Source organism: Tellurirhabdus rosea (assembly GCF_026278345.1).
In the GTDB taxonomy this organism is placed as follows: domain Bacteria; phylum Bacteroidota; class Bacteroidia; order Cytophagales; family Spirosomataceae; genus Tellurirhabdus; species Tellurirhabdus rosea.
In genome coordinates this window covers 2,419,377-2,444,114 of sequence record NZ_CP111085.1, presented here as the reverse complement: position 1 = coordinate 2,444,114, position 24,738 = coordinate 2,419,377, and the positions used below count along the sequence as shown (strand labels likewise).

19 protein-coding genes are annotated in these 24,738 nt (G+C 59.8%); 13 read left to right on the top strand and 6 right to left on the bottom strand.

Annotated elements, in window-relative coordinates; genetic code table 11:
* Positions 1-59 precede the first annotated feature (59 nt).
* The gene (locus tag ORG26_RS10130) at positions 60-1,592 is read left to right on the top strand and encodes a M20/M25/M40 family metallo-hydrolase (protein ID WP_266368916.1); all 1,533 of its coding nucleotides are present in this window, start codon (positions 60-62) and stop codon (positions 1,590-1,592) included.
* 123 nt (positions 1,593-1,715) lie between these two features.
* Here ORG26_RS10130 and ORG26_RS10125 read toward each other — a convergent pair whose 3' ends face one another.
* Positions 1,716-2,360: a porin family protein gene (locus tag ORG26_RS10125; RefSeq protein WP_266368915.1), complete on the bottom strand. Its 645-nt coding sequence runs from the start codon at positions 2,358-2,360 to the stop codon at positions 1,716-1,718.
* A 212-nt stretch (positions 2,361-2,572) separates the two neighbouring features.
* On the opposite strand from ORG26_RS10125, the gene ORG26_RS10120 reads away from it, so the two are divergent.
* Entirely contained in the window at positions 2,573-3,760 is a 1,188-nt protein-coding gene (locus tag ORG26_RS10120) for an acyl-CoA dehydrogenase family protein (protein ID WP_266368914.1), read from the top strand.
* An 8-nt stretch (positions 3,761-3,768) separates the two neighbouring features.
* Here ORG26_RS10120 and ORG26_RS10115 read toward each other — a convergent pair whose 3' ends face one another.
* On the bottom strand, positions 3,769-5,067 hold the full coding sequence (locus ORG26_RS10115; protein WP_266368913.1) for a TonB family protein: 1,299 nt from the start codon (positions 5,065-5,067) through the stop codon (positions 3,769-3,771).
* A complete protein-coding gene (locus tag ORG26_RS10110) occupies positions 5,060-5,641 on the bottom strand; it encodes an RNA polymerase sigma factor (protein WP_266368912.1) in 582 nt (193 codons plus the stop codon). The genes ORG26_RS10115 and ORG26_RS10110 overlap by 8 nt, the downstream gene beginning before the upstream one ends.
* 98 nt (positions 5,642-5,739) lie before the next feature.
* Between ORG26_RS10110 and ORG26_RS10105 the strand changes: the two genes are divergently transcribed.
* The 6 genes from ORG26_RS10105 (at position 5,740) to ORG26_RS10080 (ending at position 15,258) form a co-directional block, all read left to right on the top strand.
* The gene (locus tag ORG26_RS10105) at positions 5,740-7,581 is read left to right on the top strand and encodes a vWA domain-containing protein (RefSeq protein WP_266368911.1); all 1,842 of its coding nucleotides are present in this window, start codon (positions 5,740-5,742) and stop codon (positions 7,579-7,581) included.
* Between the two features lie 102 nt (positions 7,582-7,683).
* The gene (locus ORG26_RS10100) at positions 7,684-8,415 is read left to right on the top strand and encodes a hypothetical protein (RefSeq protein WP_266368910.1); all 732 of its coding nucleotides are present in this window, start codon (positions 7,684-7,686) and stop codon (positions 8,413-8,415) included.
* A 76-nt stretch (positions 8,416-8,491) separates the two neighbouring features.
* Positions 8,492-9,679, top strand: coding sequence for a CaiB/BaiF CoA transferase family protein (locus tag ORG26_RS10095; protein WP_266368909.1), 1,188 nt, complete (start codon positions 8,492-8,494; stop codon positions 9,677-9,679).
* A gap of 519 nt (positions 9,680-10,198) precedes the next feature.
* On the top strand, positions 10,199-12,682 hold the full coding sequence (locus tag ORG26_RS10090; protein WP_266368908.1) for an OmpA family protein: 2,484 nt from the start codon (positions 10,199-10,201) through the stop codon (positions 12,680-12,682).
* A 92-nt stretch (positions 12,683-12,774) separates the two neighbouring features.
* Positions 12,775-13,638 carry an SDR family NAD(P)-dependent oxidoreductase gene (locus tag ORG26_RS10085; RefSeq protein ID WP_266368907.1) on the top strand — a complete coding sequence of 288 codons (864 nt, stop codon included), beginning with the start codon at positions 12,775-12,777 and terminating at the stop codon, positions 13,636-13,638.
* Positions 13,639-13,752: 114 nt separating this feature from the next.
* On the top strand, positions 13,753-15,258 hold the full coding sequence (locus ORG26_RS10080) for a capsule assembly Wzi family protein (RefSeq protein WP_266368906.1): 1,506 nt from the start codon (positions 13,753-13,755) through the stop codon (positions 15,256-15,258).
* A gap of 65 nt (positions 15,259-15,323) precedes the next feature.
* On the opposite strand, the gene ORG26_RS10075 is transcribed toward ORG26_RS10080, so the two are convergent.
* Positions 15,324-16,493, bottom strand: a complete 1,170-nt coding sequence (locus ORG26_RS10075; RefSeq protein ID WP_266368905.1) for an alpha/beta hydrolase — start codon at positions 16,491-16,493, stop codon at positions 15,324-15,326.
* Positions 16,494-16,745: 252 nt separating this feature from the next.
* Between ORG26_RS10075 and ORG26_RS10070 the strand changes: the two genes are divergently transcribed.
* The 5 genes from ORG26_RS10070 (at position 16,746) to ORG26_RS10050 (ending at position 22,737) form a co-directional block, all read left to right on the top strand.
* Entirely contained in the window at positions 16,746-17,282 is a 537-nt protein-coding gene (locus tag ORG26_RS10070) for a (2Fe-2S)-binding protein (RefSeq protein ID WP_266368904.1), read from the top strand.
* A gap of 4 nt (positions 17,283-17,286) precedes the next feature.
* A complete protein-coding gene (locus ORG26_RS10065; RefSeq protein WP_266368903.1) occupies positions 17,287-18,285 on the top strand; it encodes an FAD binding domain-containing protein in 999 nt (332 codons plus the stop codon).
* Positions 18,286-18,407: 122 nt separating this feature from the next.
* Positions 18,408-20,654: a xanthine dehydrogenase family protein molybdopterin-binding subunit gene (locus ORG26_RS10060; RefSeq protein WP_266368901.1), complete on the top strand. Its 2,247-nt coding sequence runs from the start codon at positions 18,408-18,410 to the stop codon at positions 20,652-20,654.
* Positions 20,655-20,793: 139 nt separating this feature from the next.
* Positions 20,794-21,858, top strand: a complete 1,065-nt coding sequence (locus ORG26_RS10055) for an SDR family NAD(P)-dependent oxidoreductase (protein ID WP_266368899.1) — start codon at positions 20,794-20,796, stop codon at positions 21,856-21,858.
* 15 nt (positions 21,859-21,873) lie between these two features.
* Entirely contained in the window at positions 21,874-22,737 is an 864-nt protein-coding gene (locus ORG26_RS10050; protein ID WP_266368897.1) for a sterol desaturase family protein, read from the top strand.
* Between the two features lies 1 nt (position 22,738).
* Here ORG26_RS10050 and ORG26_RS10045 read toward each other — a convergent pair whose 3' ends face one another.
* Positions 22,739-22,960, bottom strand: coding sequence for a copper chaperone (locus tag ORG26_RS10045; RefSeq protein ID WP_266368896.1), 222 nt, complete (start codon positions 22,958-22,960; stop codon positions 22,739-22,741).
* An 18-nt stretch (positions 22,961-22,978) separates the two neighbouring features.
* Complete coding sequence (locus tag ORG26_RS10040; RefSeq protein ID WP_266368893.1) at positions 22,979-24,679, bottom strand: alpha-amylase family protein; 1,701 nt, start codon at positions 24,677-24,679, stop codon at positions 22,979-22,981.
* Positions 24,680-24,738 lie beyond the last annotated feature (59 nt).

Here is a 24,738-nt window from a genome sequence, read left to right as displayed (position 1 = left end):
AACGGTTATCGTTCCTCCGCTTTTTTCGACAGCTTTGCATACTGCAAGTTTCCTATTTCATGAAAACACTTCGTAAGCACGTAACCTTTGCCGCTCTGCTGCTGGCGGTATTTCCGGCTTTTTCGCAGCAAAAAAAGGCCCAGCCGGCCAAAACAGCGGCACTGCCCGAACAATCCATCAGCGTGGGCGAGGTCGAGACACACCTCCGCTTTCTGGCCGCCGATGAGTTGCAGGGCCGCCGCACGGGCGAGCCGGGCAACATGGTCGCCGCCCGCTACATTGCCGAGCAATACCGCACGCTGGGCCTGAAACCCGCGGCCGGACAAACCGATTTTTACCAGAAAATACCGTTCCTGCTGACCAAATCCGTCGCGTCGGGGATGCTCCTTGCCGGAAAAGACACCCTGCGGCAGGGCAACCAGATGATGGTCATGGCGGGTCCGGCCACGAACCTGACCGCCGAAACGGTCTACGTCGGCTACGGCCTCACCGAAGGAGCCGACGGCTACAACGGTCGCGATGTCCGGGGCAAACTGGTGGTTGCGCAGGTGGGAGGCCCGGATGTGAAGGGGAACAGCGGATTGCTGGCCGCTTCGACCCAGAAACGGAAACTGGCCGCCGAAAAAGGCGCCGCCGGGCTGCTGGAACTGTACGTGGGTGGTACTTACCCGTGGAACCTGGTGACCCGCTTTCTGGCCGGAGAACAACTGTCCGTCATGAACAGCCCGGAAATGCCGGTTGCCCTGCCGCATCTGTGGGCGGATAACGGCAAAAATCAACTGGCCGCGTTCAAGGACGGCAGCCAACGGGTGACGTTCCAGACCTCCGGCCGGGCGCAGCAGGTCATTTATTCGGTCAACGTGGGCGGTGTCGTTGAAGGAACGGACCCGGCTTTGAAGAACGAATACGTCGTGCTGTCGGCACACTTCGACCATGTCGGCATGGGGAAAAAAGGCGGACAGCCGTATACCGAGGCCGACAGCATTTTCAACGGAGCCCGCGACAACGCGATGGGCGTAGCCGCCCTGCTTTCCGCCGCCCGGACCCTGAAGGCGAATCCGCCCAAACGGTCGGTTCTGGTGCTGGCCCTGAACGGCGAGGAACTGGGCATGCTGGGCAGTAAGTATTACGCCGAACATCCGCTCATTCCGCTGAACCAGACGGTTTTCAACCTGAACATCGACGGGGCGGGTTACAACGACACCTCCCTGATTTCGGTGGTCGGACTCGACCGGACGGGCGCGAAGACGGAGATCGAAACGGCCGCCAAAGCTTTCGGCCTGAAAGTGTTCGGCGATCCCGCCCCGGAGCAGAACCTGTTCGACCGCTCCGACAACGTCAGCTTCGCCGCCAAAGGTGTTCCGGCCCCGACCTTCTCACCGGGATTCACCAAATTCGACGAGGCGCTGGGCAAGTATTATCACCAGGCCGCCGACAACCCGGAAACGATTGATTTCAACTACCTCCAGAAATTCAGCCAGGCCTACGCCTACACCGCCCGCCTGATTGCCAACCGCCCGACCCGCCCGCAATGGGTCGCCGGCGACAAATACGAAGCCGCCGCAAAAGCCCTTTATTCAGTTAAGAATTAAGAGTTAAGAGTTAAAAGAGGTCCGCCGCCGCGGTAAGGCTCCGCTTAGTCACGTTATGACCGGGCGGAGCCTTACCGCGGCGGCGGACCGCTTTTAACTCTTAACTCTTAATTCTTAATTCCTTTAATAGTTTCGGCCGATGCCGATGCCGTAGCCCAGCGTGAGATTGATGGTGGAGTTGCGGACTACGCCGTCGGGGCGGTTGTCCGGAATCAGGGGCACGTTCTGGGTCATGTCAGAGAGGCCGAAGGTGTAGCGGGCGTCTAGGTGCAGGCGCTGGGCCTGGCCGACCCGGAAGTTGAGGCCAAGGCCGGCCGTGGCTCCGAAATCCGCTTTGCGGAAAAGCTCCCGGTTTTTGGCTTCGGGGTTGGTCCGGTTAGCCCCCAGCAGAAAACCGACGTTGGGGCCGATGAAAATGTTGGGACGCACATCGCCGCTCCGGTTCAGGAAGTAACGGAACAGCAACGGCAGTTCGAGGTAGTTGACCCGCTGGCGGTAGTCGATGCCGCCTTGGGCGTCCGTTTGCTTATAACGGAAACCGCGCTGCGAATAAAGCGCGTCGAGCGAAACGGCGAAGTGATTTACGCTGCTATACATCACAAATCCGCCTGCCACCAGACCCGGCTTCAGCTTGGTGTTATCAATATCGCCAACGGCCGTAGAGAGATTCAGACCCAAACGCGGACCGGCGCTCCACCGCTGTTGCGCTACCACCGACGAAACCGTCAGCGCCAGTAAACAAAATGTAGTTATCAATCCTTTCTTCATGGTGCTTGATAGGTATAATTAATTGGTAATTTGTAAACACATGATAAAACGCGGGTCTTCTGCAAATGTTTTTACAAACGAGCGTACCGCCGCGGTGTCCCCGCCTGTCTATACGTTTTTGGCTTCTTCGCCGCACTGGCTTCGGCCTTCGGTTGTTGGTTTCATCACCGGTTTATGGTATTTTGCCAAGGGTATCTTGACTAAAACCACACATGAAACGGCCTTCCCTGTACTTTTCCGACGAACATGAGCTTTTCCGTCAAACGGCGCGGCAATTTATAGAAACCGAAGTAATCCCCAACACCGAACAATGGGAAAGTGAGCGGCGGATTCCGGCCAGCGTTTTTCGGCGCATGGGCGAACTGGGCTATCTGGGCCTGCCTTTCCCCGAAACATACGGTGGGGCCGAGGCGGATTTCTGGTATTCGGTCGTATTCCTGGAAGAACTGGCCCGCTCGGGCATGGGCGGCTTTACGACCGCCGTCAGCGTGCACGAATACATGGCTATCAACCACATTTCCAAGGCCGGAAGCGAATTTTTAAAGGAGAAGTACTTAGTGCCGGCCATTCGCGGCGAGAAGGTCGCCGCCCTCGGCATCACCGAACCCGATGCCGGCTCGGACGTGTCGGCCATCCGGACAACGGCCCGGCGGCAGCCGTCCGGTGCCGAAGAAGACTACCTCATCAACGGTTCGAAAACCTTCATCAGCAACGGCACCTACGGCGACTTCATCACGCTGGCCGTCAAAACCGCCCCCGAACTGGGCACCGCTGGGGTTAGTCTGCTCGTGGTTGACCTCGACAGTCCGGGCGTCACCCGCACGAAGCTCAACAAAATGGGTTGGCACAGCTCAGATACCGCCGAAATCCGGTTCGACGAGGTGCGCGTTCCGGCCCAAAACCTGATCGGGGTGGAGAACAGAGGCTTTTATTACCTGATGGAAAGCCTGCAACTCGAACGGCTCGTGGCCGCCGTCCTGGCCGTTTCCGGTTCGCAGCTCGCCCTCGACTGGACGTTGCAGTACCTGCACGAGCGGCAGGCGTTCGGTAAAAAAATCGGCCAGTTTCAGGCGGTCCGGCACACTATCGCCGACGTGGCTACCGAGATTGAGGTCGCCCGGCAGTTTGTCTACCACACCTGCTGGCTCTTTACGCAGGGGGCGCCCGTGGTCAAGGAATGCTCGATGGCCAAGCTACACGCCTCCGAGCTGCAAAAGCGGACCATCGACAAGTGTTTGCAATATTTCGGCGGCTACGGCTACATCGAAGATTACCCGATCTGCCGCGCCTACCGCGACGCCCGGGTGGGCACCATTGCCGGCGGAGCGTCGGAAATTATGCGGGAAATTATTTCCAGAATGGTCATCGATGCGGTGGAATACCGACCGGCCTATTCCTGAAAATTACCTTATGGAAACGGAATCGTGACTTCGGCCCAGCCCGCCACCGGCCTGCTTTTCCGGCTGGCAGGCTGCCAGCGAGGTCCCTCGCGGAGCAGGCGAACGGCTTCCTCGTCGCAGCCGTAGCCCAGCCCACTGATTACCCGGATGCGCCCGATACGCCCGTCTTTCCGCACCCGAAAGCGCAGCCGGACGGTTCCCGAAATGCCCGCTTCCGTCGCAGAAGCGGGCATTTTTTTATGTTGCCGCACAAACTGGCGAAACTCCTCAGGCTGGCTGGCTGGCGACGTTGTACGAGTTACAGCCCCCGTAATGGCTTTTCGGGCCTGAGTGCCGTAGCCGGTAACCACCACTTCGTTGAGCGACTGAACCGACGGCTGCAACGCTACATCGCCCGCCCGCAAGTCGGCCGGGGTAAACGATTTTGTCTCGAACCCGAGGATGCCCGCCGTCAGTTGCGTCCCGGCGGTGAGACTGTCAGGAAGCTGAAAACGGCCGTCTGCATCCGTGACGGTTCCCCGTCGTTTATCGGGCAGCGTCACGACAACCCCCGCCAGCGGCTGACCCGTCTGACCGTCCACGATCCGGCCCTGAAGCGCCCGCCCGGCAGCTGGAGGGGCGAGCTTGCGGGCGGCAAGCGGCGCTTTTTGCGGCATCAGCGCATTGGGAGCCGCCGACCGGGCCTCTTTTTGGGGCGAATCAGCTATCACTACCGCATCCCGCATCCCGCTATCGGGCCGGGTCGGAGCGGCCGAAGGAGTCGCGGCATCGGCCCGCGGATACCCGGCGGGCGGCGCTTCGTTTCGGGCAATGCGTTCGGCCGAGAAACGGGCCGGACGCTGTCGGCTCCGTTTGGCGCGCGGCTGGTCCGGGTCGGCCTGTCGGGCTATTTCGGGCGGTGGACCGGCGGACGGAGCCGGAGAAACTGGTGCCCGCTCGGGCCGCGGCTCGTGCTGGCGGGCTTGGTTCTGCGAAGCATCCGGTTTCTGATAAAGGAAAAAGTAAACCCCGATCAGCAGACAGACGGAGGCCGCCATAGCCCACCAGACAGGCAGCAGCCGACGTTCCTTCGTCGGTTGGGCCACTCGCCGGTGAAGACGCTGGCGCAGGTCCGCCAAGGCCGGATTTACCGGACGGCCCGCTTGGGCCAGCGCCTCAAAACCATCCAGCGCTTCGTCGTAAAGCGGTTCGCGGAGCAGCAGCCGTTCCACCCGGTGCCGTTCCGCCGCGTCGAGCAGTCCGGCGCGGTAACGGCGCAGGTCGTCGGGCGTCAGTTCGGGTTCGTTATGGGGATCTTGCTTACTCATTCCGCTTTTCAATACAGATTTTAAGGTTTCTCCGGCCGTTTTGCAGGTAACTTTTCACCTGCTTCAGATCGTAGCCCGTCTGGGCCGCAATGTCGGCGTAACTTTTCTGGTCGAGGTAGAACAGAGACACGCTGGCCCGCTGCTCGGGCGGCAGCGTTTTCAGACATTCATCCATGTGCGAAAGCTGCTGTTCCAGGTCGGCGGCGCTGTCGTCGGAGGTGTGGCTGACCGGCAGATCGTCCAGTTCGTCGTCGGCAACAGCGTGGCCGTTTACCGTCACGGGGCGCTGGCGCAGTTGCATCAGGCAGTAGTTGCGGGCGGTGGTATGCAGCCAGCTTTTGAAGTTCCGGATTTCGTAACGGCCAACATCGGTAATCAGCTGCTCGAACAGGGCCATGACCGCGTCCTTGCTTTCGTCTTCGTCGCGCAGATACCGGAAACACAGGGCGTACACCATTTCCATGTACCGCTCATAAAGCTCACCCAGCCATTCCAGATTGCCCGTAGCCTGATAAGCCGACACGTAATCCGCGTCGGTAGTCGGGGTAGGTTTTCGAAATCGCTTTAGAAACATCAATGCTCGTTTTCCGGAAAAATCGTACAGCCCTTGTGTGGAATCCGCGTCCGGTCTGCATCTCTAAGAGAAACAAAACCCTTCAATTCCATACGACCATGCGGCAATTTTTTTCGATGCTCTGCCTGATTGCGGTCTTTCTGCTTCCGGGTCAGAACGTAAACGCACAACCAAAGGCCCGGCGAACCATCATGGGCACTGTGACCGACCACTTTTCCGGTCAGCCGATTGCCGGGGTAACCGTTGCGCTGAAGAACACCAACCGGGGCGTCGCCACCGACGAAAAAGGCGGGTTTGTTCTCCAGAATGTGCCCGATTCGGCGTTGACACTGGTTTTTTCGTTCCTCGGATACAAAACGGAAGAGGTGCCGGTCGGCCGCAACCAGTCGGTCCTGAAGGTGCAGCTCCAGCCCGAGGTGCACAACCTGCAGGAAGTGATTGTGACCGGCTACAACTCGGTTCAGAAACGGCAGATGACCGCCTCGGTCACTGTGTTGGCGCCCAGCCCAAACACGGAAGATTACTCGGCCATCAACGAAAATACCTTCCACGACGCCCGGCAGCAGCCCGTCACCACCTTCTCCGCCGACGTGGACCGGGCCTCCTACGCCAACGTCCGGCGTTTCCTGAACAGCGGCCACTTTCCGCCGAAAGACGCCGTGCGGATCGAAGAACTGATCAATTATTTTGCCTATTCCTATCCGCAACCGTCGGGCGACGACCCCGTTGCCATCCATACCGAACTGGCTGAATCGCCCTGGAATCCGGGTTTGCAGTTGCTCCGGATCGGTTTGCAGGCCCGGAGTATTCCGGCCGATAAGCTGCCGCCCGCCAACCTGGTGTTTCTGGTGGATGTGTCCGGGTCCATGAACCAGGAGAACAAACTGCCGCTGGTGAAGGCCGCCCTGAAACTGCTGGTCGGCCAGCTCCGACCCGAGGACCGCGTGGCGCTGGTGGCCTATGCCGGAGCCGCCGGACTGGTGTTGCCCCCAACCCCCGGCTCGGAGCGGACGCGAATCGTTCAGGCCATCGACGCCCTCGAAGCAGGCGGCTCGACGGCGGGCGGCGCGGGCCTGCGGCTGGCGTACAAAATCGCGGCGGAGCATTTCCGGACGGACGGCAACAACCGCGTTATTCTGGCTACGGACGGCGATTTCAACGTGGGCGAGTCGAGCGACGCGGCCTTGCAGCGACTGGTGGAGGAGCAGCGCGAAACGGGCGTGTTTCTGAGCGTACTCGGCTTCGGCATGGGCAATTACAAGGACAACAAACTCGAAACGCTGGCCGACAAGGGGAACGGAAACTACGCCTACATCGACACCTGGCAGGAGGCCCGCAAAGTCTTCGTGCAGGAGTTCGGCGGGACGCTGTTCGCCGTGGCGAAGGACGTAAAGCTGCAACTGGAGTTCAACCCGGCGCAGGTCCGGGCGTACCGCCTGATCGGCTACGAAAACCGGATGCTGCGGAATGAGGATTTCAGGGACGACCGGAAAGACGCGGGCGAAATGGGCGCGGGCCACTCGGTCACGGCCCTGTACGAACTCATTCCGGCGGGCACCGAAAGCGCGTACCTGCCTGTCACGGACTCGCTGAAGTACCTCAGAACGGACCTGTCGGGGCGGGGCAGCAGCGAGCAGGCGACGCTGAAGATCCGGTACAAGCGCCCGGACGAGCGCCGGAGCCGACAACTGGAAAAAGTCATCCGGCACCGGCCCGGACAGCTGTCCCAGGCTTCCGCCGACTTCCGGTTTGCGGCCGCCGTGGCCGGTTTTGGACTGCTGCTTCGGAATTCAGAATTTAAGGGAAAAGCGGACTATGAACAGCTGGCCGAACTGGCCCGAAAAAGCCTCGACGGCCGGACGGAAGGCGACCGGTGGGAATTCCTGCAATTGGTGGAAGGAGCTAAGGCGCTGACCCCTAGTGAAATGGTAAAAAAATAAATATATTTCAGGGCCGGTTACAACCCTGCCGACGGGAGCGGGGTCATCGAACCGGTAGCTACCACACCGTTATTAATTTTTTACCAAACAATTCCACAGGGTATGAAACAAATGAAGTGGCTGGTCGCGGCACTGCTGTGCGCAGGACTGAACACCGCCTGTCAGTCTGATTCGGATTCAGTCAATCCGGATCAGAACGGGTTGAATCCGGTAGACAGCAAAACGCTGGTAAACTCTGAATTCCGCAACAGCGCCGAAAGCTGGAGCGGTGATTTTGCGGACTACGACGAGCAGCAGAAAGATATCATGGAGTTCAGCTTCAAGCACGATTTTCTGCCCGCTCCGCTCGACCGCAGCAAAAAAGCGCTGATGATTACGGGCCACAACCGCAGCGACGACATGTTTATGTTCGTCAAACGCAAAGTGACCGGCCTGCAGCCGAACACCACCTACCGGCTGATTTTTGAGGTGGAACTTGCCTCCCAGTATCCGGAAGACGGCATCGGCATCGGGGGCTCTCCGGGCGGCAGCGTGTACCTGAAAGCGGGAGCCTCGGCGACCGAACCGGCGAAGGTGAAAAAAGGGACTTTCTTCGATTTCAACCTGGACAAAGGAAACCAGGCCGTCGGCGGGCGTGATGCCGTGCTGCTCGGAAACGTAGGCATTCCGGGTAGCGATTACTCGTACAAGCTCATTCAGCGGAAAAACTCCGAGCAGGGTTTTGCCGTGACCACCAACGCCCAGGGCGAACTCTGGCTGTTTGTCGGCACGGATTCCGGCTTTGAAGGCCAGACGACGCTCTATTACAACCGCATCAAGGTGACGGTCCTCTAAGTCCGGGGCGGTAAACAACAACGGGCCGCTTGGCAATCTGCCGGGCGGCTTTTATTTTGGGGAAAAACACCCCCTCATGAACGACCGTAAACCGGAAACCGGCCCGCTTGTCGGCCTGCGCATTCTGGACCTGACCCGCCTGCTGCCCGGCCCGCTCGGAACCATGCTCATGGCCGATCTGGGTGCCGAAGTCCTCAAAATCGAATCGCCCGAAGTCCCGGACTATGTGCGGGCGTTCCCGCCCCATCTTCACGGTGAATCGGTCCATTACCTGAGCTACAACCGGTCCAAGCGGAGTGTGCTGCTGGATTACACGCACGAAGAAGGGCGCAAAACATTTCTCCGGCTGGTGGCGACGGCGGACGTGGTAGTCGAACAGTTTCGGTCCGGCTACCTCGACGGCCTGGGCATCGGCTACGAAGCGGCCCGGCAGGTCAATCCCCGAATCATCTACGTTTCCGTAACCGGCTACGGCCAGACCGGCCCCTACGCCCACCGCGCGGGCCACGACCTCAACTATGCCGGACTGGCCGGGGTGCTGGGCCTGACGGGCGAAGCGGATGGCCCGCCGGTGGTTCCCGGTGTGCAGCTGGCCGACATTGCCGGAGGGTCGTACATGGCCGTGATCGCTACGCTGGCCGCCCTGCAGGCCCGCCACCGCACGGGCGAAGGGCAGCACGTGGATGTGTCCATGACCGACGCCGTGATGCCGCTTTTGTCGGTCAGCTACGCCCTGTACGCCGGGACTGGAACCGCCGCCCCGCGCGGAACCCTGCCGTTGTCGGGCGGGCAGGTCAACTACGGCGTGTATGCCTGTGCCGATGGAAAATACGTCGCGCTCGGCACGCTGGAGCCGAAATTCTGGCAGCGATTCTGCGCGGCCGTCGGTCGCCCGAACTGGGTGCCTTTTTCGGCTTTGACCGACCGGGAGCAGGTGGAGCAGGCCCAGAAAGAGGTCGCTGATGAGATCCGTACAAAACCACTCGATTACTGGACGGCACTGGGCGCGGAGCAGGACATTCCGATGACGGCCGTTTATGACCTTCCGGACCTGGAAAAAGACCCCCATCTGCGTAGCCGCGGGATGATTATCGAGCAGGAACACCCCATAGCGGGACGGCTCAGGCAGATCGGCATTCCGCTGAAATTCTCCCGGACGCCCGTTCGCCCCGCCTGGGCGGCCCCGGTCTGGGGGCAGGATACCGCCGCCGTTCTGCAGGAATTAAAAGACCGGGAGCAGCGAACCGCTTCCTCGGGAAGCTGATTAATTTCTGGAGCGAACCTCAGGTTGGCACAATTTATGTGAAAGAACCTTCATGTGTCTGGCCTTTTCGAATGGACGAAAAGGCCATTATTCAGCACGACGGCAGCAGATTTTGTCCGGAGATAACGTTAACGGAAAGAAAAGACTCTTGGCATGAATTGTGATGCGTGAAACCGTAACGGCTTGTAACAAACCGGGGTGCATCTGGCCAATTGCAGTCACTGCTGTCAGTCAATTATACAGATAAATGCAAGTCGACCCGGGTGCTGCCTCCCTTACCCGATGAATTAACAGGAGTGTTTGCAGGTAATTACAGATTCACCCCGCAGCAGGCCAACGCCTGTCTGGTAGCGTGGTGTTTTGTGCGGGATTAATTGCTTAACTGACCTTATTTTGTACGATTTTTGGCTTTTCAACCGGTACCGAAATCATAAACAGCGACCAGGCTCCGTTTTTTCCTGGCAGAAGCGCGTGGATGGTGGCAGACTGGTCTGGTTGGTATCGGCCCCAATAATAAATATGCTTAACTGGAAGAAACGGTGGTTACTGGCTTGCTGGATGGTGCTGCTGACGCTGGTCAGCCAGGCACAGCCCCAGGCGTTGCTGCAGGAGGCCGACCGGCAACTGACGCTGCATGCCTACGGCCGTTCCATCGAACTGTATACCCAGCTGCTTTCGGATTTCAATACCGTCCTGAAGCCCGAACAGCGGATTGCCGCCCAGGCTAGTCTGGCTTTTGCCTACAAAGCGGCCGGCGACCTGCAAAAGGCCGAAAATACGTACCGCGACCTGATCGGCAGCGGACCGCTCCCCGCTGATCTGAGCATCAATTACCTGCATTTTGCCCAGGTGCTCGCCAGCAACGGCAAGTACCGCGAATCGCAGGCGATGTTTGAAAAATACAACACGCTGAAGGGCCAGCAGACAGCCCGCAAGTCCGCCGCGATGGCCCCGGCCAGCGTGGGCCAGGGTGCGCCGGGCACCAAGAAAATACCGACCAAATACCGGCTCGAAATCCTCGAACTGAACACCAAAAACGCGGAATTCAGCCCGATGTACTTCCGGGAGGGACTGCTGTTTGTTTCCGGAAAAAAAGGCGGCTCGGCCATCGAAACGTCGGGCAGCGGCGGGGGCGGCGGCTACCTCGACCTGTTTTACATGCCCAACCGCCAGGACCTGCGGATCGACAAAATCGTGAAGGCCGACGGCACCGTGACCAAAGCGCCCGCACAGCCGGCTCCCAAAAAGGAAAAATCCCTTCTGGGCGGCGACTATTACACCCGCGCCACGGCCAACGACTCCCGAACGCTGAATTATGCGGGCAGTTATAACGTGACCGGCGGACTGGGGTACCAGAAACCCGGGACGGTTCAGCGCTTCGACAAAGAGATCAATACGCGCTACCACGAAGGTCCGGCGACGTTCTTCAGCGACGGCAGCCGCATCATCTTCACCCGGAATAACTACAACGGTGGCCGCGTCCGGCAGAGTGCCGAGGGCGTCACCAACCTCAAGCTCTATACGGCCGAACAGCAGAACGGCACCTGGGTAAACGTGCAGGAATTGCCCATCAACAGCAACGAATACTCGGTGGGCCACCCGGCGCTCAGCAAAGACGACCAGCTGCTGTTCTTTGCCTCGGACATGCCCGGCGGCTTCGGCGGCACCGACCTGTACGTTTCCCGGTATACGAACGGACAATGGTCGAAACCGGTCAACCTGGGCCGACAGGTCAATACCAAAGGCAACGAGCTTTTTCCCTTTGTCGATGAGGTGGGGAATCTGTACTTCTCCTCGGACGGCCAGAAAGGCGGGCTCGGCGGGCTGGATGTGTACTGCGCCTACATGACCAATGGCACGCAGGCCACTCAGATCGAACACCTCGAAGCGCCCGTCAACTCCGACAAAGACGATTTTGGCCTGATTACGGACGAATTTCGCCGGACGGGTTTTCTGAGCACCAACCGCTTCAACGACAGCGACGATATTGTCCGGTTTGTGCGGGAAAGCTCGCTCTACGGCTGCCGGAACCTGACCCTGAGGCTGTATGACGAAGAAAGCAACATGCCGCTCGACAGCGTCGTGGTGGAGGTGCAGTCGCGGACCGACGGGCAGCCCACCCGGACGCTGGTGACCAAAACCAACGGCCTGGCCCAGCTCTGTCTGGAAGGTAATTCGGATTTCATTCTGCGTTCGTCCAAAGACGGCTTCATGACCAGCACCGTCGGATTCTCGACCCAGGGCATGACCGACGATTCGCCTTCCCGGCTCGAAATTGCGCTGTTCCGGCCGAAAGAACTGGCCGATACCGTCCAGCTCAGCGCCTCGGCTCCTTCCGGCAACGACGGCTGGGGCGTGGTGGACCCGAAAAAATCCCGGATTCGCGGGGTGGTGATGAGCGAGCGGGACCGCAAGCCCATCGAAGGCGTGGTGGTCCGGCTGAAGAACGAATGCGACGGCATGGTGCAGCAGGTAGTGACCAGCGCGGATGGCCGCTACGAATTTGAACTGACCGAAAACTGCGAGTTTACGCTCATTGCGGCCAAGGAACGGTACGGCACCAATACCAACCGCATCCGGAAACTGCCGAGACGGACGCCGCCCAAAGTGCTTTCGGCCGATCTGAAAATGCTGCGCGTCGGTGATATCGTCGAACTCGACAACATTTACTACGACCTCGACCAGTGGACGATCCGCCCGGATGCCGCCCGCGAACTGGACAAGCTCGTGGCGACAATGCGGAAATACCCGACCCTGAGCGTCGAAATCCGGTCGCATACCGACAGCCGGGGCGAAAATACCTACAATCGCTACCTCTCGGCCCAGCGGGCCAGCTCGGTCGTTAATTACCTGGCGTCCAAAGGCATCAGCCGGAAACGGCTCGTGGCGGCGGGGTACGGCGAAACTATGCCCGTGAATAATTGCGTCGATGGCGTCATCTGCACCGAAGCCGAATACCAGCGCAACCGCCGCACCGAATTTAAGGTGCTGGCTATCAAGTAATTTTCTTCTTTTTGACACCCCCGCATAACCTATCCTTCGTCTTGCTGGTTAACCACCTGAGTGGGTAGTTCTCAACGTTAACCGAAAGACAAGTGAAAAAGCGTTTGGAAGGAAAGGTCGCCATTGTGACCGGCGGAGGCACCGGCATCGGGGAAGCCATCTGCAAAAAATTCGCCCAGGAAGGGGCCAAAGTCATCGTGGCCGGCATGGCCGACGACCCGGTGGATGCCGTCGTCAACGAAATTCACCAGCATGGCGGCAGTGCGACGGCGTTCAAGGGTGACCTGTCGCGGGAGGTGGTAGCGCGCTCCTGCGTCGATCTCGCAGTGAGCACGTACGGTAAACTGGACGTGCTGATCAACAACGCCGGGGTCTTCCCGGAAACCAACGCGCTGACGGACTTCACCGAAGAATCCTTTGACTTTCTGCTCCGGAATAACTGCAAAACGACCTACATGATGTCGAAAGCGGCCCTGCCGGAGTTGCAGAAAACGAAAGGCAATATCGTGACCGCCGGCTCGGAAGCGGGCCTGCTGGGCATTCCCAAAAATGCGCCCTACGGCGGCACCAAGGCGTTCAACCACGCGTTCACGAAGGGCCTCGCGGCCGAGCAGGCGCAGTTCGGCGTGCGGTGTAACATCGTCGCGCCCGGCCCCATCGACACCGCCTGGACGCATGCCGAAACCGGCCCCATGGACAAGGAGATGGAAAAAACGAACACCCAGGCCACGCCGCTGGGCCGTCTGGGAACACCCGAAGAAGTGGCGAACGTGTACCTGTTTCTGGCCTCCGACGAAGCCTCTTACGTGACCGGGGCCATCTACGAGGTGGACGGTGGCATCACCATTGGCAAAGGCCCGATCGGTGACAAGGCAGATTCGCGGCTGAAAGAGCAGCCCGCCGATACGCTCTTGCTCCATCACTCGATGGAAGGCCGGGTTTCGGTCACTAAATAATATTTAACACAAGCATATTCCCATCGCTGTCGGTCAGACCGGCAAATGGCTTTAATTCGCTTTGCTGAATGAACCTGTTCGGCAAAGCGAATTTTTTTGTCCTGATCACACCGCATGAAGGTAACTTTTACGGGAAATGCGTTCCGGCTCCTCCTGCCCGCTCTGTTCTCCCTGCTTGGCTGCGGCCCCGGATTGGCCCAGTCGGGATTTCCGGGCCGTTCGGTTCAAGGCGAAGTAGAGGCCGGGGGCCTCGTTTCGACGGACCGGGCGACGCCTTTCTGGCTACGAACGAATCTGTACGGCATTGTTCCTCTCGAATCGCCCATCGTCACGCTGCGGGCCAGCCTCCGGCGGGAATACGGCCGTCTGGACACGACCCGCGCCGCCCGGCGCTTCGACTGGGGATTTGTGGTCAACCCGGTCGTCAATGCCGGACGCGAAAATGGGCTTCTGCTGCCCGAGGCGTTTGTAAAAGTCAAATACGGGATGATCGAGCTGTTCGGCGGTCGGCGGCGGGAAGTCATCGGGCTGGGCGATACGACCCTGACCTCCGGGTTTCTGATTGGTTCCGGAAATGCACTGCCGATTCCCAAAATTCAGATTGGTACCCGGGGCTATGCGTCCCTGCCGTTTCTGGGCCGGTTTGTGGCCGTCAGTGCCTCCTTCGGCCACGCCTGGTTCAACGTGCCGTATATCCGGGGGGCTTATCTGCACCAGAAACACCTGTACCTGCGATTCGGCAAGCCCCGGTCGCGGCTGAAAGTGCACGCGGGCATCAACCACCAGGTACAGTGGGGCGGCGAAGCCGAATACCTGAAAGGACCGGCCGGGCTTTCGGCTAACGGCAAACTGCCCTCTTCCCTGAAAGACTACGGCTTTATCATCTCGGCCATTGTGCCCGGCAACTGGGCCGAACGTGGTTATATCAGCTTTGACAGCTATAAAATCGGCAATCACCTCGGCAGCTACGACTTTGGACTGGAGTTCAACACCCGGCAGGGCAACCTCATGCTCTACCACCAGCATCCGTACGAAGACGTGTCGAGCCTGCTGTTCATGAACTTCCCGGACGGACTCTGGGGCTTTAGCTGGGCCAATGTGCCGCCCCTGACCCGCTCGCCCGCCTTTCGGCTGGAGCGCCTGACCCTCGAATACCTGATGACCGTCGACCAGACGGCTTCCACGTTCTACGTTCCGGGCTCCAGCTATCAGGGAGCGGACAATTATTTCAACCACGGGCAGTACAAGGAAGGGTGGTCGTACCGGAACCGCAGCATCGGCACGCCGTTTCTGGCGCCTATCACCAATTACCGGCCCGAAGTGCAGGCCCAAAGCGGCGGCTTCTTCCCGAACAACCGCGTCCGGATGTGGTACGCCGGGGCCCGGGGCCTGGTGAAGAACCGCGTCGGCCTTACCCTGCGGGCTTCCTACAGCCAGAATTTCGGGACAATTCCGGTGCCGTACGCCGCGGCCATCGGTCAGTTTTCGGCGCTGGCGGGGGCCGAAATTCCGCTTTCCCGCTGGCCCAATACCGTGCTGACCACGTCGCTGGCCGTTGATGGCAAAGGCATGTTCCCAGCGGCAGCGGGTGGTTTTTTCAGCGTTCGGAAACGGTGGTAAAAAAGTCCCCGGTAAAAAAAGCCCACGGTTGAAACCGTGGGCTTTTTTTACCGGGGACTCCCGATTTAACGGAAGGCTTCCTTCAGGCGGCTGGCGGCGAAATCCTGCGCCCGGGCGGCATCCGGCACGATGGCGTAGGTGCCGAAAAACTCGTGCGTGACGCCCTCGTAGTACTGATAGGCCACCGGCACACCCTGCGACTGCATTTTGTCGGCCAGTTGCTTGCCTTCGCTCAGCAGCGGGTCAATCTCGGCGGCGATGATCGTCGTCGGGGGCAGACCACTCAGGTCGGCCACATCGACCAGCGAAATCAGCTTCGTATCCCCATCAGCCGGACTGTTGAAATATTTATCGACAAACCATTCGACCAGCGGCTTGTCCAGCGGTTTGGCATTGGCGAAACGCTGGTACGAAGGTGTGTTAAGGTCGTTGTTGGCCACCGGATAAACCGACAGAATGTGCACCGGCAGCGGCGTACCGCGCTCTTTCGACAGCAGACTGGTCGTGACGGCCATGTTGCCGCCCGCGCTTTCGCCCGCCACCGCAATTTTGGCCGGGTTGCCGTTGAGCGAGGCGGCGTTGTTACGGACCCATACATACGAAGCGTAGGTATCCTCGTGCGCCGTCGGGAATTTGAACTCGGGTGCTTTCCGGTATTCGACCGAAACAACCACCGCCCCCGTGTTTTGCGAAAGTGCAATGGTCGAGGCCTCGTACACGTCCGGATTGGCAATTACCCAGCCGCCGCCGTGGAAATAGACGATGACGGGGAACGGTCCGCTGCCGGTTTTCGGCGTGTAGATTTTGGCCCGCAGCGGAGCGCCGTTCCAACCGGGAATGGTGCGCTCGGTAATCGTCACGTTGACGGGCGGCGGGGCAATGTTGTTCTGGCTCAGCAGGTTGTTGACGGCGTCTTTGACCGTTGGCCGCTGGCGGGCTTCCTGGGGCGTCAGTTGCCAGAGCGGAGTCGGGTTGAGCCGAAGGAGTTCTTCAATAACAGCCCACATGGGCGGGTCGATGTTGGGAGCCCAGTCGGGATTCGGACTTTTCGGGCGGATATTCTGGCCGGGTGAAGGCGTTTGGGGGTTGAGTGCCGGGTGATCCTGACAGCCGATCAGCACCAGCAGAAATAAGGTCAGGCCAAATCCGGAAAATTTCTTAACCGATAGAGTAAGGGTTACAAAAGAACAAAAAGGAGACGTCATCCGTCTTGTCGTGCGGATAAGCTGTTTCATAACAGATTGAGTTGTGTGAAAGAAAGTGAGTTGTATCTCCCCTTTGGAACCGGGCGGTTACTTTTTGGTTTTAAAAAGTGAAAATTATTCTGCTTTTCCTTATCCAGCGCACCTTCTGCCGACGCCGGTTCGGTCCGATGGCGCTGGTTCATCCGGAAATATCCTTTTAGTAAAATGAGGACTTTTACTAATTATTCCTGAACAACTGACCGGCGCGGCGGTTCTGCCAGATACTCAGCTTCCTGAAAAACTATGCAGACTACGCTAATCCTGCCGGCGGTTGACAAGGCCCCGGAGGCCCTTCCCTCTCCCCAGCCGGTAACGCTCCGGATCAACCGGCAGGAGTACCGCCTCGAACTGGCTCCCTGGACGACGCTGCTGGACGCGCTCCGCGAATACTCCAGCCTGACGGGCACCAAAAAAGGCTGCGACCACGGCCAGTGCGGAGCCTGTACCGTACTCGTCGATGGCAAACGCATCAACGCCTGCCTGACCCTCGCCATCATGCACGAGGACCACGAAATCACGACCATCGAAGGACTGGCCGACACCCAGAAGGGCGAGGACCTGCATCCGCTCCAGCAATCCTTTATCGACCACGACGCCTTTCAGTGCGGCTACTGCACACCCGGCCAGCTCTGCTCGGCCGTCGGGCTGCTGTCCGAAGGGCACGCCCATACCAAAGAAGAGGTGCGCGAACTGATGAGCGGCAACCTCTGCCGCTGCGGCGCTTATCCGAATATCGTCGAGGCCATCATGGCTGTCATGCCAACCGAACCCAACCACTAAACTCATGCGCCCTTTCTCCTACGCCCGGCCCTCCGATACCGAAGAGGCCGTACTGGAACTCGCCCGGCCGGACTCCCGCTTCATTGCCGGAGGCACCAACCTCATCGACCTGATGAAGGAGGATGTCGAACGGCCTTCCCGTCTGGTGGACATCAACCGCCTGCCGCTGAACACGATTGAAGAACTGCCGGAGGGCGGGCTGCGGCTCGGGGCTCTGGCGACCAATGCCGACACGGCGTATCACCCGCTGGTGACGGAACGCTATCCGCTGCTTTCAAAAACGATTCTGGCCGGCGCTTCGGCGCAGCTGCGCAACATGGCGACCAACGGCGGCAACCTGTTTCAGCGCACTCGCTGCTATTATTTCTACGACGCGGCAACGCCCTGCAACAAACGTCAGTGTACGGCCAACGGCGCGGCGGGCTGCGGAGCCATCGGCGGCTACAACCGGATTCACGCCATTCTGGGCGAAAGCCAGCACTGCATTGCCACTCATCCGTCCGATATGTGCGTGGCGCTGGCGGCCCTGGAAGCGGTCATTCAGATCAGCGGCCCATCCGGCGACCGATCCATTCCGATTGCCGACCTCCACCGGCTGCCCGGCGACGAACCCTGGCGCGACCACACGCTGGAGCGCGGCGAGCTGGTGACGGCCATCGACCTGCCGCCGAACGGCTTTGCCGGTCATCACAAATACCTGAAAGTCCGCGACCGGGCCTCCTATGCCTTCGCCCTCGTGTCGGTAGCGGTCGGGTTGGAACTGGACGGCGACATCGTTCGCCATGCCCGGCTGGCGATGGGCGGCGTGGCGCATAAACCCTGGCGAAAAACCGAAGCGGAAGACCTGCTGATCGGCAAATCCGCCGTTCGCGAAAACTTCGTACCCGTGGCCGATGCGCTGCTGGAAGGAGCCGTGGGCCACGGTTCCAATACCTTCAAAATCGAACTGGCGCACCGGGCGATTGTGCGGGCGCTGGAAGACGCGGTTTTAATGAATGACTAATGAATGAGGAATGATGAACTGCGGTGGACCGCAATGAAGGCGCTGCCTGACTCCAACAAGGTTAGAAAAGCGGAGCATTCATTGCGGTCCGCCGCGGTTCATTCGTCATTAACAAGCTCCTTATGAACTCAATCGGAAAACCCATAAACCGTGTCGACGGGCGGGAAAAAGTAACGGGCAAGGCGAAATATGCCGCCGAATTCAACCTTCCGGGCCTGACCTACGGCGTGGTGGTTTCGGGCGGAATCACGAAAGGACGCATCACGGGCATTGATACGAGCGCCGCCATGCTGCCCGGCGTCATTAAAATATTTACCCACGAGAACCGGCCCCGGACGGCCCGGCTCGACCTCAGTTACAAAGACCAGGACGCCCCGCCCGGCTCGCCTTTCCGGCCACTGCACGGCGACCGAATCCTTTACAACGGCCAGCCGGTGGCGCTGGTAGTGGCCGAAACGTTCGAAATTGCCCGGTACGCGGCTTCCCTCGTGAAAGTGTCTTATGAAGAGGAACCCCACGAAACGGATCTGCTCTCGAACCTACCGGCCGCCCGCAAACCCGAATCGGGTCTGATGAACGTCTTCAAACCGATGCCGCCCAAACCCTGGGGCAATTCGAAAGAAGCGTATCTGAATGCTCCGGTTAAAATGGAGGCGGAATACGTCCACGGCCCGCAGCACCACAATCCGATGGAAATGTTTTCGTCGACGGTAGACTACCACCGCAACGGCAAACTGACCATTTACGACAAAACCCAGGGTGCCACCAACAGCCACCTCTACGTGACCCAGGCATTCAACCTGCCGATGAAGAAGGTCCGCGTGGTGTCGCCGTACGTGGGCGGGGCGTTCGGTTCGGGTCTGCGGCCGCAATACCAGCTGTTTATGGCCGTGATGGCCGCCCTGGACCTGAAACGCCCGGTGCGGGTGTCGCTCACGCGGCAGCAGATGTGGAGCTTCGGCCACCGCCCCCAAACGGTGCAGACCGTCCGGCTCGGGGCCAGTCCCGACGGCACGCTGACCGCCATCGAGCACGAAGCCATCGCCGAAACGTCGCAGTTTGAGGATTATACCGAAACGGTCGTCAACTGGACCGGCAAGCTCTACGCCTCCGACAACGTCACGCTCTCGTACAAACTCAAGTCCCTCGACCTGTTTACCCCGCTCGACATGCGGGCCCCGGGCGGCGTGACGGGCATGCACGCCATCGAAAGCGCCATCGACGAGCTTTCGTACAAACTCGGCATGGACCCGGTCGAGCTGCGGTTGAAAAATTACACCGAAACGGACCCGACCGAGAAAAAGCCGTTTTCGAGTAAAGAACTGCGCGAATGTTTCCGGCAGGGTGCCGAACGGTTTGGCTGGGCCGACCGCCCGCTGCAGCCCCGCTCGATGCAGCGCGGCCGTGAATGGGTCGGCTGGGGCATGGCAACCGGAATCTGGGACGCCGCCCAGGTGCCCGCCCGTGCGGAGGCCGTGCTGACCGTCAACGGAAAACTGCGCGTCAGCAGCGCCACCGCCGACATCGGGACGGGTACGTACACCATCATGACCCAGATCGCGGCCGACACGCTCGGCATGCCGGTGGAAGACGTCATTTTCCGGCTCGGCGACACCGAAATGCCGCTGGCACCCATTCAGGGTGGTTCCTGGACGGCATCGACCGTCGGCTCGGCGGTGAAAAAAGTCTGCGAAGAACTGGGCAAAACGCTGTTCGGCATGGCCCGGAAGATGCCGGAGTCGCCGTTCGCCCGGGCCCGTTTTGAGGAGGTCCGGTTTGTGGACGGGCAGATGCAGCTGACCAGCGACCCGTCGGTGGCTGTCGCCCTGCGCGAGATTGTGGCCCGGAACGGCGGGCGGGCGGTGCGGGAAACGGCCACTTCCCTGCCCAACGTGCTCGAACATTACAAATACGCCCGCAACGTGCACGCGGCGGCATTCGTCGAAGTGACCGTGGACGAAGAACTCGGGGTGGTCAAGGTCACGCGGGCGGTGAGTGCGGTGGCCGCCGGCAAGATTCTGAACCCCAAAACGGCCCGCAGCCAGATTATTGGCGCGATGGTCTGGGGCATCAGTTCGGCGCTGCAGGAAGACAGCAAGATGGACCACCGGTTCGGGCGGTTCATGAACCACAATCTGGCCGAATACCACATCCCGGTCTGCGCCGACGTGCCGGACATGGACGTGATTTTTGTCGAGGAGACGGACACGGTGGTCAACCCGCTGGGCGCGAAAGGCGTGGGCGAAGTGGGGCTGGTGGCTATGCCTGCGGCTATCGCCAACGCCATCTACCACGCCATCGGCAAACGGATTCACGACCTGCCTATTCACCTGGATAAGGTGTTGCTGGCTTCGCTGGAGACGGTTTAAGGGGTGAGTTTCTCGCAGATTCACGCAGATTGTTAACGCAGATTTTCGCTGAAAAATCTGAGTAAATCTGCGTTAACAATCTGAGTAAATCTGCGAGAAAAAAACAGTTTGAGAAATTAACCATCTAAATATCAACACCATGAACGAAACAGGAAAAACCGCGCTGGTAACCGGCGCATCGAGCGGTATCGGCCGGGAACTGGCGAATCTTTTTGCTAAAGACGGCTACAATCTGGTCCTGGTGGCCCGCAGCGGCGACACGCTCCAGCAGGTCGCGGAGGAGTTTGAGCGCCAGTATGGCATCGAAACCACCGTCATCAGCAAGGACCTGACGCAGCCCAACGCCGCCGATGAAATTTACGAGCAAACCTCCGCGCAGGGGTTGCAGGTCGATGTGCTGGTCAACAATGCGGGCGTAGGCGAGTACGGCATGTTTGCCAACGAGTCTGATCTGCAGAAAGAACTGGCGATCATCCAGTTGAATGTCAAGTCGCTGGTGCACCTGACGAAGCTGTACCTGCGGGACATGATGCCGCGCAACGAAGGAAAGATCCTGATGCTCGGCTCGATTGCGTCCGTGATGCCCAACCCGATGATGGCCGTTTACGCCGCGACGAAAGCATTCGTGTACTCGTTTTCGGAAGCCCTGCATAACGAACTGAAAGACACGGACATCACCGTGACGGTGCTGATGCCGCCCGCCACGGATACCGACTTTTTCAACAAAGCGGGCGCGACGCATACGGTGGCGCAGGAACAGGCCCGGTCGATGAATCCGGCGGACGTGGCCCAGGCGGGTTACGACGCCCTGATGAGCGGCAAGGACAAGGTTGCCGCCGGGCTGAAGACGAAAGTGATGGCCGCCGCCTCCCACTTCATGCCCGACCAGATGGTGACCCAGAACGCCCGCAACCTGATGAAGAGTCAGGAAGAAGCGAACGAGGAGAACAAGACCTCGACCCTCGTGCTGGCGCTGGGCGTAACGGCCCTGGTGATCGGCGGCATCCTGCTGGCCTCTTCGGGACGGCGTAACGGCCGTTTCCGGAACATCAACCTCAACGGAAACGGCTGGAACGCCGGACGCTTTAACCGGAAAACCCGGTCGGTGACCGACTCGGTGGAAAACGCCGTGGACTCGGTGGTCGATTCGCTGAAAGGTTCGTATTACAACGCCAAGGCGGCCGTCGAGGACGCGCTGGCGTAAGGCAGAAAAGGGCCAATGTTTCAGATTCCGGCGTTCGATTTTGCGGGAGCCCCGTGGCTGGTGCTGGTGTTCGGCGTGTTGCTCTGGATTCAGGCCCGCCGACCTTTGCGCCGCCAGCAGCTCCGTACGATGGGCCGCCTGATGCGAAACATTGGCCTTTCCATGCCCGCCCTGCTGACCCTTCGGCTTTTGCTGCTGCCCATCCCGCTGCTGGTGGCCAGTTGGGCGGACCGTCACGGGGTGGGTCTGCTCAACTGGCTGATTCCCCAAACGGGCTACTGGCCCTGGATGGGCGGCCTGCTTGGGGTTGCCGCCTTCGATTACGCGTACTACTGGTGGCATTATGCCACGCACAAAGTGCCGCTGCTCTGGCGGTTTCACAACGTCCACCACACCGACCTGGACATGGATGTCTCAACGGCCATCCGGTTTCATTTTGGCGAACTACTCCTGAGTGTGCCCTTTCGGGCGGCGGTCGTGCTGCTTTTCGGAGTCAGTTTCTGGGCGGCGCTGGCGTACGAAGTCGTTTTCGAAACGGCCGGGCAGTTTCATCATTCCAACTGGCGGCTGCCCGCCCGGCTCGAACGCTGGCTCAACGCGGTCGTTGTCACGCCCCGGATGCACGGCATTCATCATTCCATCGTGCGGGACGAGTTCGATTCCAACTGGGGAACGCTATTTTCGTGGTGGGACCGCCTGCACGGCACGCACCGCCTGGACATTCCCCAGCACGAACTGACCCTCGGCGTTCCCGCTTACCGGGACGAGCGCGAACTGACGGTCGGGGCACTTCTAAAAATGCCCTTCGGCCCGCAGCGGGAATGGCGACTGCCCAGCGGAGAACGCCCCGAAACGCGCCGGAAAAGTCCGGAGAGATGATTCAGGCTTCCGGAATCCACTCGGCCTTGTACCCCGCTTTGGCGACGGCCTCAACGACCTGGTCGGCAATCCGGTTGTCGATGGTCTGGATGGTCAGCAGTCCGTCCGGGCGCTCCGTTTCCAGACGCCAGCCGTCGATGGGTTCAATGGCGTTCAGCGACTGCGTGATGGCTTCGACCGCCGCCGGTTCATGGATGTTTGTTTTGAAAGTCAGCGTTTTCATGGCAGAATAGCGTTAATGTCAGGGCTGGACCTGTATCCAGCGGTATCCGTAAGCGGGCATTTCGAGGCCGGATAAATCGGCGCTGCCCTTCTGTCGGGCGGAACCTTCGGCGAAGACCGTCCGGATTGTTTTGCCGGCCAGCTTAAACCGGGCGGTTTGCGGTTTGTCGCTGAAATTCAACAAGGTGACCAGTGTGCGCCCGGTTCCTTCGTAGGCTAGCGCCAGCACGTGCGGCGAATCGCTTTCCAGCAGCCGCCACTCGCCCCGGCTGATTTCAGGATACTGTCCGCGCAGCCGGATGAGGTGCCGGATGTGGTTGAGCAGCGAGGCCGAATCTTTCCGCTGGGCCGCAACGTTGACCCGCTGGTACCCGTATTCGTTTCCGCTGATGGCGGGGCGCAGCGTCTTTGCGGCCGTCGAGAAGCCGCCGTTACGGGCGCTGCTCCACTGCATGGGCGTCCGGATCGAAAACCGTTCTTTCAGCCGCAGGTCGTCGCCCATGCCGATTTCTTCTCCATACCGCAGCACGGGCGTTCCGGGCAGCGAAAAAAGCAGGCTGTAGACCATCCGGAGCTGTTGCGGGTTGCTGAGCATCGGAGCGAGGCGGCGGCGGATGCCCCGGTCATAGAGCTGCATGTTTTTGTCCGGTCCCATGCGGGCAAAGACCGCTTCGCGCTGCCGGTTGCTAAGGCGGGCGAGGTCAATCTCGTCGTGATTGCGCAGAAAATGGGCCCACTGGGCCGTCGCTGGCAGTTCTTTGGTTTTTTCGAGGGCTTCCAGCAGCGTTTTGACCTCTCCCGAAGCCAGCGAGTAAAACAGAAACTGGTTGACGTAAAAGTTGAACAGCATGTGCAGTCCCTGCCCATTTTCGCCGAAATACTGCTTGTTTTCGCCCGGTTCGACGTTGATTTCCCCCAGCAGCCCCACATCGCCTTTTCGCCACTGCGCGTACTGCCGCAGCCAGTACATGAGGTCGAACTGGTGCTCGGGCTTCTCGATGTTGGTGCCGGGAACTTCGATGAAAAAAGGCACGGCATCGAGCCGGAACCCGTCCAGACCCAGCGCCAGCCAGTGCCGGATGGCTTTCCGGACTTCCGCCTGCACGGCCGCATTCTGGGCGTTGAGGTCGGGCTGAAAGCGGTAAAAACGGTGGAAAAAGTATTCGCCGGCCAGAGAATCGTAGCTCCAGGTCTCCTTCTGAACGCCGGGAAAGACCATGCCCTTGTCGGCATCGCGCGGCCGTTTTTCGGACCAGACGTACCACGAACGGAAAGGCGACGACTTGCTTTTCCGGGCCTGCTGAAACCACGGGTGCTGATTGGAGGTGTGGTTGACGACCAGGTCCATCATCACCCGAAAACCCCGCCGTTTGGCCTGCTGCATGAAGTTCTGAAAATCGCGCGTTGTGCCCAGCCGTTTGTCGATGCCGAGAAAGTCGCTGACATCGTAGCCGTCGTCTTCGCCGGGGCTGGGCTGAAACGGCGCCAGCCAGATGACCGTAACGCCTAAATCCTTCAGGTAATCCAGCTTCGCCGTCAGGCCGTTGAAGTCGCCGATGCCGTCGCCGTTGGAGTCGTTGAAGACCTTGACGTCCAGATTATAGATGACGCCATTCTTGTACCATAATTCGCGAATGAAGTCCGTGGGGCGGGGTTGACTCAAGGCCGGATGCAACCAGAAAAGAGCACCTACCCAGGTCAGAAGCAGCCAGTAACGCATAGGGGTTTCATAACGTGTTGTCATCATGAAACCCCTGAAGGATAGAATGGTTACAAAAA